At 42.7% G+C, this 13,558-nt stretch carries 16 protein-coding genes; 14 read left to right on the forward strand and 2 right to left on the reverse strand.

Annotation, left to right across the window (positions count from 1 at the left end):
• Window positions 1-9: 9 nt before the first annotated feature.
• A complete protein-coding gene (locus ACXAH6_RS13895; protein ID WP_474877745.1) occupies window positions 10-225 on the reverse strand; it encodes a YejL family protein in 216 nt (71 codons plus the stop codon).
• A 159-nt stretch (window positions 226-384) separates the two neighbouring features.
• On the opposite strand from ACXAH6_RS13895, the gene yejK reads away from it, so the two are divergent.
• From yejK to ACXAH6_RS13915, 4 genes are all read left to right on the forward strand, one after another.
• Window positions 385-1,425 carry a nucleoid-associated protein YejK gene (gene yejK, locus ACXAH6_RS13900; protein ID WP_474877747.1) on the forward strand — a complete coding sequence of 347 codons (1,041 nt, stop codon included), beginning with the start codon at window positions 385-387 and terminating at the stop codon, window positions 1,423-1,425.
• A gap of 114 nt (window positions 1,426-1,539) precedes the next feature.
• Window positions 1,540-2,415, forward strand: coding sequence for a 6-carboxytetrahydropterin synthase (locus ACXAH6_RS13905; RefSeq protein ID WP_474877750.1), 876 nt, complete (start codon window positions 1,540-1,542; stop codon window positions 2,413-2,415).
• A gap of 11 nt (window positions 2,416-2,426) precedes the next feature.
• Entirely contained in the window at window positions 2,427-3,245 is an 819-nt protein-coding gene (locus ACXAH6_RS13910; RefSeq protein ID WP_474877751.1) for a M23 family metallopeptidase, read from the forward strand.
• A 20-nt stretch (window positions 3,246-3,265) separates the two neighbouring features.
• Window positions 3,266-4,312: an acyltransferase family protein gene (locus ACXAH6_RS13915; RefSeq protein ID WP_474877753.1), complete on the forward strand. Its 1,047-nt coding sequence runs from the start codon at window positions 3,266-3,268 to the stop codon at window positions 4,310-4,312.
• A gap of 14 nt (window positions 4,313-4,326) precedes the next feature.
• Here the strand turns inward: ACXAH6_RS13915 and ACXAH6_RS13920 are convergent, their stop codons facing one another.
• Window positions 4,327-6,126, reverse strand: coding sequence for a M61 family metallopeptidase (locus ACXAH6_RS13920; protein WP_474877754.1), 1,800 nt, complete (start codon window positions 6,124-6,126; stop codon window positions 4,327-4,329).
• A gap of 204 nt (window positions 6,127-6,330) precedes the next feature.
• On the opposite strand from ACXAH6_RS13920, the gene ACXAH6_RS13925 reads away from it, so the two are divergent.
• From ACXAH6_RS13925 to ACXAH6_RS13970, 10 genes are all read left to right on the forward strand, one after another.
• Window positions 6,331-7,014, forward strand: coding sequence for a PilZ domain-containing protein (locus tag ACXAH6_RS13925; protein WP_474877756.1), 684 nt, complete (start codon window positions 6,331-6,333; stop codon window positions 7,012-7,014).
• Window positions 7,015-7,229: 215 nt separating this feature from the next.
• On the forward strand, window positions 7,230-8,303 hold the full coding sequence (locus ACXAH6_RS13930; RefSeq protein WP_474877758.1) for a sensor histidine kinase: 1,074 nt from the start codon (window positions 7,230-7,232) through the stop codon (window positions 8,301-8,303).
• A 2-nt stretch (window positions 8,304-8,305) separates the two neighbouring features.
• The gene (locus tag ACXAH6_RS13935) at window positions 8,306-9,133 is read left to right on the forward strand and encodes a LytR/AlgR family response regulator transcription factor (protein ID WP_474877759.1); all 828 of its coding nucleotides are present in this window, start codon (window positions 8,306-8,308) and stop codon (window positions 9,131-9,133) included.
• Window positions 9,134-9,444: 311 nt separating this feature from the next.
• Complete coding sequence (locus ACXAH6_RS13940) at window positions 9,445-9,807, forward strand: hypothetical protein (protein WP_474877761.1); 363 nt, start codon at window positions 9,445-9,447, stop codon at window positions 9,805-9,807.
• A gap of 136 nt (window positions 9,808-9,943) precedes the next feature.
• The gene (locus ACXAH6_RS13945) at window positions 9,944-10,513 is read left to right on the forward strand and encodes a hypothetical protein (RefSeq protein ID WP_474877762.1); all 570 of its coding nucleotides are present in this window, start codon (window positions 9,944-9,946) and stop codon (window positions 10,511-10,513) included.
• Window positions 10,514-10,637: 124 nt separating this feature from the next.
• Window positions 10,638-11,063: a hypothetical protein gene (locus ACXAH6_RS13950; RefSeq protein WP_474877764.1), complete on the forward strand. Its 426-nt coding sequence runs from the start codon at window positions 10,638-10,640 to the stop codon at window positions 11,061-11,063.
• Between the two features lie 119 nt (window positions 11,064-11,182).
• Window positions 11,183-11,581 (forward strand): hypothetical protein, encoded by a 399-nt coding sequence (locus ACXAH6_RS13955; RefSeq protein WP_474877766.1) that lies wholly within the window; start codon window positions 11,183-11,185, stop codon window positions 11,579-11,581.
• A 116-nt stretch (window positions 11,582-11,697) separates the two neighbouring features.
• Window positions 11,698-11,952: a hypothetical protein gene (locus tag ACXAH6_RS13960; RefSeq protein ID WP_474877767.1), complete on the forward strand. Its 255-nt coding sequence runs from the start codon at window positions 11,698-11,700 to the stop codon at window positions 11,950-11,952.
• Window positions 11,953-12,129: 177 nt separating this feature from the next.
• Window positions 12,130-12,564: a hypothetical protein gene (locus ACXAH6_RS13965; RefSeq protein ID WP_474877768.1), complete on the forward strand. Its 435-nt coding sequence runs from the start codon at window positions 12,130-12,132 to the stop codon at window positions 12,562-12,564.
• Between the two features lie 124 nt (window positions 12,565-12,688).
• Entirely contained in the window at window positions 12,689-13,057 is a 369-nt protein-coding gene (locus tag ACXAH6_RS13970; protein WP_474877770.1) for an SMI1/KNR4 family protein, read from the forward strand.
• The last annotated feature ends 501 nt before the right edge of the window (window positions 13,058-13,558 follow it).

Here is a 13,558-nt window from a genome sequence, read left to right on the forward strand (position 1 = left end):
GTATGCGGTTTAACCTTTAATGCTTTTAACCAGCACATTGGCGTATTTTTCAGCCATTTCTTTGCGTTGTGATGAAGGCACCTGTTGTTCGAAGATATGTGTGATAACATTTCCTAAAACCATCAGTGACAAGTCACGATCTGCGCCATGACTTTCCAAGGTCAGAATAATTTGATTCATTAACGTTTCGAATTCTGTGTCACTGTAACGACTTTGTTGGGGCATTGTTACGCCTCTAGTAGATATTTCTTAATAAAAAGAATGGATTTGGCAATAAACCGATTATAATCGTTGTTTGACTGATAACAATCATTCATTCCAAAATCCGGCGTTTCTTTGCCCAGAATTATCGCTTTTTTCAAACGGGACACAAAATTTCATCTTATGAGTGCACTGATCCATCAATTTGTAGTACATCGCATTGTCTTAACCCAAGAAGGTAAACTTGAGCTTGTGCCGCGCCAGCAGTGCTTGGCCGTTACGCCAGAAATCGAGAATTTGGCGCATCAAATACACCATACCTTTAACAGTAAACCAGGCAAAGGCGTAGGGCATTTCTCCCAAGCCGAGGGAGAGGAAACCAGCTTTGTTGACGATCTAGCGACCTATCTACAAGCTGTGAAAGAAAAATCAGCGGATATTGCTGAATCATTTCAAAGTTTTTCCTTGGCCGGTGCAAAGCGTTTGTTGCAAGCCTTGTTGGATACGGGGCAGGTGGAATCAGGCTTCTTGATTTTTACCCATTACGAAACCCTAGCCACGCAATACTTGATGGTCACCTTGCTTAACACCAAAGAGCATGTTGAGGTGAATCAGGCGTTAGAGCTAACAAGTCGGGAGCATCTGGACCTAGCGAAAATGCAGCTTGCGGTGCGTTTAGACTTAACTGAGTACACCATTCAGCCCGAAAAGCAGCGCTACGTGAGCTTTATTAAAGGTCGCATGGGCAGAAAAGTGTCTGATTTCTTTATGCAGTTTGTGAACTGTGAAGAGTTGGTAGATGTAAAGCAACAAAACAAGCAATTGATTCAGTCGGTAGATACATATTTAAGTAGTGAACAACTCGATCCTCAAGAAAAAGCAAATCAGCGTGAAGAAGTTAAGCAGTACTTTAAAGAAAAAATTGATAGCGGCGAAAGTATTCAATTAGAAGAGTTGTCTGAAAAGATCTCCTCAAGCGCTGATGCAACCCAAACATTCGCAGCGTTTACTGAGAGTTTAGAAGCGCCGATTGAGAAAGAATTTCAGCCTGATCCCGCAGCATTAAGACAATTGGCAAAGTTTTCAGGCCAAGGTGGCGGTATTTCATTGAGTTTTGAGCGAAAATTACTGGGTGATCGAGTGAGTTATGACGCAAATACCGATACACTAGTGATCAAAGGCATTCCGCCCAACTTGAAAGACCAGTTGTTGCGCAATCAATAATCTACTTTTACCACTCAGGTGGTAAATAAACGTTTTTAATTTGCGTTTTGATAAGCGTAAAGTAGCAGAGCAAGCAGTGAGACTCTGCGAATTTGAGGTAATACAAACACTATCATGCAACTTTTTGTAAACGATTTAACCGTGATGGATTTTTCTTATTTGTGCCCAGAACGCGGCATGGTAGGAGAGAGTTGGATTGTCGACGTGATCTTAAACGGTGACCTTAACGAAGAATCAATGGTTCAGGATTTCGGTAAGGTAAAGAAAAACCTAAAACGTCTCATCGACGATTATGTGGATCACAAGCTATGTGTGCCTGCAGAGCACGCCAATGCCAATATTCGTCACGATGAAGCCACCGAGCAGGTGGAAGTGACTTTTACATTACATTCGGGCGAAAACATTCAGCTTTGTTGCCCGGCTGACGCGTACGCGTTTATTTATGACGACATTATTACTATGGACTCGGTCAGTGTGTATTTGAGAGAAGTGATCGCAACGCATCTGCCTGAAAACGTAGAGGGCATTGAGCTAAAACTTCGCACGGAAGTGATCACCACACCGTTTTATCACTATACTCACGGTTTGAAAAAACACGACGGTAACTGCCAGCGTATTGCTCATGGCCATCGATCAAAAATTGATGTGTTGGTAGACGGTAAACCTGACATTGAAAGCCAAGCATATTGGGCTAAGCGATGGGAAGATATTTATATTGCATCTTTGGAAGACCAAATTGCTCCCGACGCCTTGACCCTTCAAAATAAACTGCCCAGCTATAATGATTACGTGTGCTTTGCTTACGAATCGACACAAGGTTATTTTGAAATTGTGATGCCGAGTAAGCGTTGTGAGATTATCACGACTGACTCAACCGTAGAGTGTTTGGCACAGTTTATTTTTGATCAGCAAAAACAACGTCAACCGGAAGGTAACACTACCATTTTGGCCTACGAAGGGGTAGGTAAAGGGGCAATGGTCGGGGAATAGGATTACGGCGAATGAGGTTTACCAAAGGATTCACAATACTGGGTTTATGTGCATTGTCGTTATTCGCAAACAGTGCTGAAAAACTCGAGTTAATTGGTGTAAAAACGCAAGGCAGTTTGTTGCGTGGTAGTTTACCGGCTGGAAGTGTGCTAACTCTGGACGGTAAGCCTGTAAACCTAAACAGTGAAGGTGAGTTTGCCTTGGGGTTCGGGCGTGACGCAGAGCTAAATCACACCCTCAGTTGGCAGTTGCCAAATGGTGATAGCCATTCACAAGCGCTGATACTCAATTCGCGTAGCTATGATATTCAACGTATTGATGGCTTAGCACAAAACATGGTATCGCCTCCTCAGTCAGTATTGGACCGCATTAGCAAAGATGCTGCACAGGTTCGCAAAGCGCGACAACCCAATACTGATGTGGGCTATTTTATGCAGACTTTTATTTGGCCTGCAGAAGGCCCGATCACCGGCGTGTATGGTAGCCAACGCGTATTGAACGGCCAGCCCAAACGGCCGCATTATGGCGTGGATGTGGGCGCTCCTACCGGGACAGACGTTATCGCTCCTGCTGCGGGTATCGTTCGTTTGGCTGAAAAAGATCTGTATTATTCAGGAGGCACTGTGATTATCGACCATGGCTTAGGGGTTTCGTCGACCTTTTTGCATATGAGCGCAGTGGATGTTGAAGAAGGCCAAGTATTAGCGCAGGGGCAGCACGTTGGGGCTATTGGTGCTACTGGACGAGCGACAGGCCCCCATCTAGACTGGCGCATTAATTGGTTTGGTGAAAGACTCGACCCAGCCCTGTTGGTTCCCCCAAGAAATTAGCGCAGCAGATGAACAGGGATGTGTCATTGCTGTTGGACCTTTTGCGATTTTTCGCTGCTATTGCGGTACTTATTCACCATGGTGAGCAGCTGTTAGACTTACCCCTTTTATCTCCTTATGCTTCATTTGGCCATGACGCTGTTATTTTCTTTTTTATCCTATCTGGTTTTGTAATTGGTTACGCGTCACACGCGAAAGCATCTGATTTTCGTGCCTATTTTGTGGCTCGTAGCGCCCGAGTGTACTCAGTCGCTATTCCTTCGTTAATACTGGTTGGCGGGCTGTTGTGGTTGGGGACTCTGTGTTTTGGCGAGCATTATGAAGCCGCGGCAAAGGCCAATGGTAACTGGCCGTGGATTACCCTAAATAGCTTGTTTTTTCTGAATTTTACCAGTTTCGGTGTCGGCAGTGTCCCCACTAATGGGCCTTATTGGTCGTTGAGCTATGAAGTTTTTTACTACTTGATTTTTGGCGTAGCATTTTATCTTCAGGGCTTGAAAAAATACCTTACTTTGTTGTTACTGGTAATGGTGACAGGACTGAAAATAATTATTCTCATGCCATTGTGGTTAGCTGGGTATTGGTTTTATTTACGGCATCAAAAAATAAAGCCAGATAGATTATTCGGTATATTATTGGTTGCAGGCTCACTGATTGTTTATGCGATTATGCGTGTGAACAATATTGATGATGGTTTGGTAAAACAAAGCGCTGACTTATTATTTGCCTCAGAAGCTCAAGCCAATGACGTGCTTAGGTATAGCAAGAGATTTGTTAGTGACTATTTAATAGCCGCGCTTTTCATTACATTGTTGGTGGGGTTATTTAAAGTTGTGCATGTAATAGCGCCGTTCCTTAGCGCCGCGGAAGGGCCTATACGTAAACTAGCGTCTTATTCATTTGCTATTTACCTGTTTCATTTTCCTTTGTTTATTTTTGTGAGTTACATCGACGCTAACCATTATGTGTTATTCGCCATAGTGACAGCAGGCACTATGGCGATGGGTCACGTTACCGAACGCAAAAAGCATGTGTATAAGGTGCTTATTAACCAACTCATTCGCTAGTCGTTCGAGCCGACTTATCGCATCCAATTCGGTGCTAAAAATTGGGCGAATTTTTTTTCGTCTTCGATGCTCACCACAATGCGATCAGTCGCACTGTCGATAAGAGGCAGCGTTAAAGTTAAAATTCTGCCATCTCTAGCCACAACAAGGCGGACCGTGTCTTTTTGCGTGACGTTGAGTAAACGTTGTAGCTTTTCTTCGTCGACTTGCCAACCATCAACGCCAATGATTCTGTCATTCACTTGCAGACCTGCTTGATCAGCCGCTAAATGCTCTCTAACTTGCAAAATGTGCACGCCGAATTCGGCGTTTTTCGTGACGGCTCCAAGCTGACGTACAGCTGAAATAGTGGAGCTCGGTTTCCCGCCTTTATCACTGTTGTTTACGGCGGTGCGTTTAGAAATAGACAAACCAATATCACCAACCCATTCTGTAAGAGGAACGTCTTGCGTACCATATACATAGGCTTGTAAATAGTCATCGATGTTGAGGTTGAATTGAGTGCGGCAAATATCTGCGATAACGGTGTCTGGTGTTCCGGTTTCCTCTTTGCCATATTCATCCCAAAGTACACGCATCACACTATCTAGTGTGACTTGGTTGTTACTTTGCTGGCGCAAATACAAATCGAGGCCCATGGCCACAATCCCGCCTTTGTTGTAGTAGCTTACAATGTTGTTTACCGCGCTAGCGTCTTGTTGATAAAAGCGAGTCCACGCGTCAAAACTGGATTCGCTGATAGATTGCTTAAACCGCCCGGTATTTTGTTCAAGACGGGTTAAATGCTGGGCCAATATCTGGCAATAACGCTCAGCGGGAATGGCACCAGCCCTTGCTACCGCTAGATCATCGTAATAGCTGGTAAAACCTTCGTATATCCATAACTGATCAGTATATGTCTCTTTTTCAAGGTTAGGCGTAACCATTACTGAAGGCTTGATACGCTTTACATGCCATGTGTGGAACAGCTCGTGACAGCATAAGCTCAGAAAGTTGACATACCCTTCGGTTAATTGTGAATTATCACCAATTAACGGTAAATCAAAACGTGGGAACATCAGAGCAGTGGAGCTTCGATGTTCTAAACCGCCATAACCTTTATCCGCAACGAGAGTCATAAATACATAGCGTTTAATGGGCGGAGTGCCTTCGAACAAATCGAAGTGATGTTGGCAAATTGGTGTTAAGTCTTTCGAAAGCCTTTCACAATCCACATTAAATGAGCCAGAAAATAACAACACAAACTCAACGCCGTCGACGTAAAAACTGTGGGAAATACATTCACCCATAAAAATAGGGTGGTCGATTAATTCATCGTAATTTTCCGCAGTAAATACAAAGTCTGTAGCTTGCTCCTCAGATTTGGATAACGTGGTTTCAAGTTGCCATGTCGGCGCGTCTTCTGGCATTTTGATGATGACTTCACAAGGGCGTGTTTCATATCCTTTCACCCCCAAGAAGGCACTGGTACCGTTAATGAAACCATATTCATCATTGAGATATGCACTGCGAACCGATAAGTCAAAGGCATAGACCTGGTAAGCTACAGTGCAGGCTTTCCCTTGGGTTTCAATACACCAGGTTTGTTTATCGACTTTGTGCCACGGTAATGAGTTGCCCTCGTTGTCGGTAATATCAAACGATACAATATTTTTGGCGAAGTCCCTGATCATATAACTACCTGGAATCCAGGCAGGGAGACTTAGTGTTAATGACGCTTGTGCTATGGCTGGAATAGAGAGGTTAATACCGAACAGGTGCTGGCTGCGTGATAAGACTTGTAACGAGTAAACCAATTTATTGGGGTGTGTCATAACGTAATTTTTGTCACTTATGGTTAAAAGTGGTTATATTTATAACTGAAACGACGTAAACCACTGTGTAAGCTGAGACTTAAGTTGCATTGTGTTTCAGTGACTTGATTGGCAATCTATTCAATTGCACTGTCTATTTAGCTGAATGGCAATGATGCCGTCATTTAATCTGGATTGATTCGCTTTTAACCTAATATACCGCCCATGAAAGAAAAACCCAAACAGTCATTATTGAGTAGTCAAGATTTGCACGTTTTGCGAGCGTTAACGCCCGGACTCTCTGTGGATATGCAATTAACAACGCCTACAGCACCGAAGCGAGTTAAAACCCACTTTATTGGAATGGACCTGCCCAATTGTTTGATTTTTCAGTTTCCAAATCAGCAGCGGTGGGGGCTGGTGAAAGAGTTTCTGTTACCAGAATCACCGGTTGTAGTGCGCTACGTACTTGAGGGCCAAAGTGGGGAAGTGGTCGCTTTTAGAGCGAATGTGTTGCGAGTGATTGGTAAGCCGAGTGAAATGGTGTTTACAACTATCCCTGAAACCATTCAATCAATGGGGCTACGCGCACAAAAACGCAGTATTCCAGGCATTGCTGTGACGGTTCGGGCGGTAAAAGAAGATACGATTCTAGACACCAAAGGGCTGATCGTGGATGTGTCACAAGGGGGATGCCGTTTAGCCATTGATATTCAACCTGACTTTCCACTGATGAATGAAGGCGAAAAGCTGTCACTTACTGTGGAAACGTCGGGTAAAACCGGAGATATAAAGTGCGTGGTAAGAAACGATAGGCAAGACAAAGGGCGTGTTTATTATGGTTTGCAATTTACTGACGCGGATGAGGTCGTCAATGAATTGTTGAATAGACACCTTTTGGTACAGTAATGTTTAACTGGTAAAATGTGCCAAGTTGGCTGTGTTCTCAAGCGATCAGGATAGCGCTACAAAGACAACTTGGTTATTTGTCAGTCATTGTCAGTGTTTTATCTCTGAGGCTTGTAAATCAGTGCGATAAGGCGCATATGTGTTACGACTAATGTGCCTTTCAGTGGTAATATTGTACGTATAATAAGAATTCACTCTTTTTCAACGGTTAGTTTGTGCTCAATTTGCAGCGATTATTCGACAACAAAGAAAGACTATTTTGGGTGCTTCACACCGCTGGGTGGACAGGCTTTGCCATAGTTCATTATATCGGTTCGTTTTTACACGAAGTACGCCCGGTTTTCCTATTCATCATTATTCTCAATGCCTATGCCGGTTGGTTGTTAACCATTCCGCTACGATATGTGTACCGCTGGGCGCGTACCTTGTCACCCATCTACATGTTAATTTCGGTGTTAACGGCTTGCTATGTGGTTGCGCTAGTTTGGGCGGTGGTGAAAAACGTGAATATGTGGGAAATATATAAGCACGGTTATCGACCCGATGAGTGGTACAAATATTTCACTTACACTATTAATTCGTTGATTATGGTGGGATGCTGGAGTGGCTTGTATTTTGGTATTAAAAACTACCAAATGCTACAGAAAGAGAAGCAAAATGCCCTGAAAGCGAGCACTATGGCGCATCAGGCTCATTTGAAAATGCTGCGGTACCAACTAAACCCTCATTTCTTATTTAACACCCTGAACGCGATTTCTACTCTAATCTTAATGAAAGAAAATGACACCGCAGAAGGTATGGTATCTCGGTTAAGTGATTTCTTGCGATATTCATTGGATAACGACCCGATAAAGAAAGTCCCATTAGGTCAGGAAATCAAAGCGTTACGTTTGTATTTAGAAATTGAAAAAGTACGATTCGATGACCGTTTAGAAGTGATTTGGGACATTGATAATGAGTGTGAGGGCGCATTAGTTCCGAGCATGATTTTACAACCCATCATTGAAAACTCGATAAAACACGCCATATCCAAAATGGAGCGAGGCGGTCGTATCTCGATTTCGGCTCGCACTTTTGGCAACGATTTACTGCTCGACGTGGCTGATAATGGTCCCGGTGCGGATATTCACGACGGGCAACTGAGCCGCCCAGGTGGTGTGGGCTTAGTGAATATAAAAGAACGTTTACAATCGTTATATAGTCGCAATTTCGCCTTTTCGATTGAACACAATCAGCCTCAGGGTGTGCGCGTTAGAGTGCGTATTCCTTACGATGTAAAGGATGTTTGAACATGGGTCTGCAAAAAATCAAAACCATCATCGTTGATGATGAACCTTTAGCTAGAAAGGGGCTACGTCTTCGTTTAGAAAAGCACGATGATGTAGAAGTGGTTTCTGAATGTCAGAATGGGTTAGATGCGGTAAGCTTGATTTCGCAGCACCGTCCTGACCTTGTTTTTCTCGACATTCAAATGCCGGGCCTAAATGGCTTTCAAGTGATTCACAAGCTTCGCGAATTAAAGCAACCGATCCCAATGATCGTGTTTGTGACGGCTTATGACAGTTATGCAATAAAGGCGTTTGACGTGCATGCGTTAGATTACTTACTCAAGCCTGCAGATGACGAGCGTTTAAAAGATGCGTTAGATAAGGTTCGTGAATACTTTACAAACCAGCATCAGGACGAGCAGTCGCGTAAATTAGTTAATTTGGTTGCCGAGTTAACGGGGGATGATTGTGAGGAAATTTTACGTAAGCTGGCGAGCGGGGAAACGGTAGAAACGAACAAATACCCAGATGTGCTTGCAATTAAAGATGGGTCAGAAGTGACGCGCGTAGCTGTTTCAGATATTCAGTGGATTGACGCTGCCGGTGATTATATGTGTGTGCACGCGTTAGACGGTATGCACATCATGCGCAAAACCATGAAAGAGCTTGAGCAAGAGCTAAACCCTCAATTGTTTGTTCGCGTGCACAGAAGTGCTATCGCCAATATCCGTTTTGTGAAAAAACTAGTGAGTCACATTAGTGGTGAATATCACCTGATTTTGCAAAACGATACTGAATTAAAGGTCAGTCGGAGCCATCGCGATAAAGTAAAGGCTGCGATGAAAATGTAACGGACCACTTTGCTGGTATACTGTTACAAGTTGCACGACAGAATGAAATTCAAAAGCCCTGTGAATGAGAAAAACTATTCACAGGGCTTTTCGTTTTCTGCAAAATTAATCTTATTTTCCTGGGCCATCTGTCGCAATGTGGCAAAAAATGGCGTCTCAAAAAAGTACCTCCCATTTTCTCCCCAAACCAATGCATGACTTTCATTTCCAATGGCGTTACAGTTAGTTGGATAAATCAAACACACCATAGTGGTGTAGTTTTTTACGCCATTTTTAAATTTATTAAGTTGTTATGTGCTTAAAGGAATATTATGAAATCATGGGATGAATTAACAAACTTACAACGCGCTGTTATTGGTATCTCTGTATTAGTAGCTGCAGCATTCTTGCCAGAAATCGCTTTCTTGGTTCAATTTGGTGGTATGGAGATCGCATTTGCACTTGTTTTTGCGAGTATAGCCCCTGCAGTTACATGGTTTACCGGTAAATACAAAACTATAAAAGAATCTATAGGCATAGCCATCGAAGCCTATAGGCAGAGCGCATCAGCTAAACCCTCAGTGTTTTTTGTTCAAGCTTCATTTTGTGTGCTGGCATTATCGTTTACAGGTACAGGGTTATTTGCATTCTATTTGTTTGTATCTGGTCTGGTTTTTAACGGGGTCTTGGCATAAACGCACATAACAAACCGCTGTAGACGCACGCGGGGCGTGCTGGGACAAAAACATGTGGGCTGTCCTCGCTTCGCTCGTAATTATAGCCCACATATTTTTGCCCCTAAGCGGGGTGTTATGTACTAAGGAAAGTCTAGTGGAGTCGGTTATCGAGATACTTGGGAAAATACCTGCAACTGCGTGGGTGGCACTTGTAGTTGCTCTTCTAACCTCATTATTAACCTTGCTTGGTGTAAGGTATACAAACAAAGGGAATAACGAACGTCTCAAAATTCAACTGGAGCATGACCAAAAAGTTAAACGGGAAGAATTAGTCAGGACAAGGCTGGAAGAATTGTATGTAGAGTCCACAAAATATATGGATAAGATGACGATTTATTTTCTCCCATATCGTCGCGTAATGGAGGGAGAAATCACATATAATCAAGCTCTAGACTTAACATTGGAATCCAAAATCGACTATGACCCTATTCGAGTCAAAATGATTATGGATATGTATTTCCCAGCACTCAATGCAACATTTAAAGAAGTTGAAAAGTCACTAGACCAGGCAAGCAAAATTCAACATGGGTTTAAGCTACAGTATAAGCAAGGAAACCCCGATGGAGAAAAGTGGTTACCGTTGTTTCAAGAGTCTTTGGAAGATTTGGCAGAATCTACGAGCGCTTTTAAAAAGCACGTTGCACAGATCGCTAAAAGTACATAACAAACCGCTGTAGACGCACGCGGGGCGTGCTGGGACAAAAACACGTGGGCCGTCCTCGCTTCGCTCGATATTGTAGCCCACGTATTTTTGCCCCTAAGCGGGGCGTTAGGCATCAAGGGAAGACATGCAGATTAAATTCAGTAATACAGACTCGGTTGAACTCTCACTTAAAAGTAGAGGCGCTGCCGATTACATATATGATTGCAATTTGCTGGTGTCACTAACAACAACCTCCTCAAGCTTTACACAAGAAGTTTGGGTGGATGGTTATGAGTTTAAGGCCTTTTTAGCTAACATAGAATTGCTGAGGTCGTCTTCGGTGAAAAACGTATCGCTACATTCCGAAAGTCCCGGTGAACTTCTTATTGCTATCAAAGCAGTAGATTCACTAGGTCATTTTGCTTTTCAAATAGAAATCGGTAAGCAAATATTCATCGGTTCAGAACCGTTTTGGTCAAAGGTTCAAGAAGTTTTTCCACTAGATTCAGCATTCCTAGATTCACTTCACCAAATGCTCAACGACACTTTTAGTGAGGTGATAAATGCCTAACAAAAAAATTATGTCGCCCGCAGGCGGGCTGGGACACAAACAGGCAGGCGGCTTCGCCATTATAGCCTGCCTGTTTGTGCCCCATATTTAGGCGTTATGTAACTAAGTGAGGAGAGATAGTGAGCAAGGAAATTATAGGGAAATACGTGGTGATTTTTGGATTATTGCTTTTTTGGGCGCCGCTTTGGGGAATTGTTGACTCTTATTTAATTATGTCTTCTTCATTCCAGGAGATAACGCTGTTTGGAGAAAATAAACCTGAAATATCAAAAGAAGAAATGTCATCAGCGGCTTTGTCTACGATCTTAGGATTATTCTTATCGTTAGTTGCGATTTGCCTTTTAACACTTTCTGTTGTGGGTCTAAATTATCGAACAAGATGGCTATTTTGGGTGTTAATAATATATTCAGCATTGTTACTCTTCATATTCCCAGTTGGTACATTTGTCGGATTAGTTGTTCTACTATCGTTAGTTTTAAGTAGGAAAAAATTTGGATTTAGCGGTGACGTTACATAACAAACCGCTGTAGACGCACGCGGGGCGTGCTGGGACAAAAACACGTGGGCTGTCCTCGCTTCGCTCGGTATTATAGCCCACGTATTTTTGCCCCTAAGCGGGGTGTTATGTGCTAAATGGAATTTGAAATGTTCTCTTATTTATTAGCTTTTACTTTTATCTTATTCGGCGTAGTCAATTTAACCTCAACGCAAGCCAATTTTGTTGGTTGGATATTGGTAATTGTCGGTGTGGCTTTATTGGCTACAAAGCTCAGTGGTCGAGCAAAACCAAAGAGATATACAAAAGGGAACAGTGGCGGCGCTCACTATGATCAGACATACGACGGCGATTCTTCAAGTTCATCTGGTGGGGATGGCGGCGGTGACTAGTAAATTAGTAAAAGCAACTAACATCTTTCTACACGCACATAACAAACCGCTGTAGACGCACGCGGGGCGTGCTGGGACAAAAACACGTGGGCTGTCCTCGCTTCGCTCGTTATTATAGCCCGCATGTTTTTGCCCCTAAGCGGGGTGTTATGCACTCTCAACAAGGATGTTTTAAACATGAATAACCCAACTAAACCAAAAATATTTATCTATTCACTAATTCTTCCCTTCATATGGTTGGGATTTGGAGCGGTATTCGCCCAATTTTTCCCAGATAAAAATTTAGGCGTCATGGGGTTGGTTTTAATTCTATATATTGCATTGCTTCCGGTTTCTTGGCATTTCGCAAAACATTATGGTCGCCAATTTATTCAACACGAGAAAATAAGGCTTGTGGGTTACCTAACTGTTTGGGCAGTAATTTGCGAATCTCTCGGTTTGTTTTATCACCTAAATCAACAAAAATCCGCCGGATTTGAAACGCCAGGGCTTTTAGGCATTATCGGGTTTACTTTTTTAGTCGATTTGCTGTTTATGTTTCTCGGCGTTCAGTTTATTTGTAAAAGATATATAAAATACTTCTTAGGTAAGCGAGAGATCGCAAGTGCATAACAAACAACTGTAGCCGCTCGCTGGCGCTCACTGGGACAATAACACGCAGGCTCAGTCGCTTCGCTCCAATTTTAGCCTGCGTGTTATTGCCCCTAAGTTGGGCGTTATGTCTCAGAGGGAGATTATGAATCAGGATGATGTTAAAAAGATCGAGAAGAATACAGAAATAAAACTTCCTGAATTCTACAAACAGGTTTTACTAAATTACCCAAAGGAGCTAGCTGGAACTGAAGCTGAAGGCTTCGGGTTACTCAATGATGCAGATGTCATTATCTACGAAAATAATGACGTTAGACACAACGGGTATTTTGGTGAAGCCTGGCCAGCTAGATACTTTATAATTGGTCAGAATGGTTGTGGTGACTTCTTTGTTATCAATTTAAATGGTAAGACTTTCTCAGTAGGTTTTGCATGCCATGAAAAAATGGAATGTATTGCATATGCAAAAAGTCTAGATGAATTTGTCGAAAAATGTCTCGCTGAAATAGCGTGAGACATAACAAACGCATTAACTCAGTCGCTGGCGCTCCTTGGGACAAAAACACGTAGGCTCCCTTCGCTTCGCTCGGTATTGTAGCCTACGTGTTTTTGCCCGTTATGCGGGTGTTATGCGAACACAGGATAATTTGTGCTAGAAAGGTTTAATTTGAATCGCTGCATTAAACTGTCTGAAAAATGGCTAATGAAGATAGCCTTTTTGTGGTGCGGTTTATCATTACTATTAGGTTTTATGATTCAAGAAGAGACTGCTTTGGTAATTGCAGCGCCGCTAATGACACTATTTATGTTCTTCGCGGGAATGGTTATGTTAAACGCACTAATTGGATTTCAGAAGATAAATCCGTTTGCTAAATCTAATCCAAATTTCATCAAATTTGCTATTCCCGAATTCAGATAATAAGTGCACCACTCATGGTTAATGGGTGACAGACGATCAACTGCCTGTTGGTGGTATTCTAAAGTCGCCAAACAATTAGAGTATTACCATGAGTTA

The organism is Alteromonas sp. ABE4_545 (assembly GCF_056161325.1).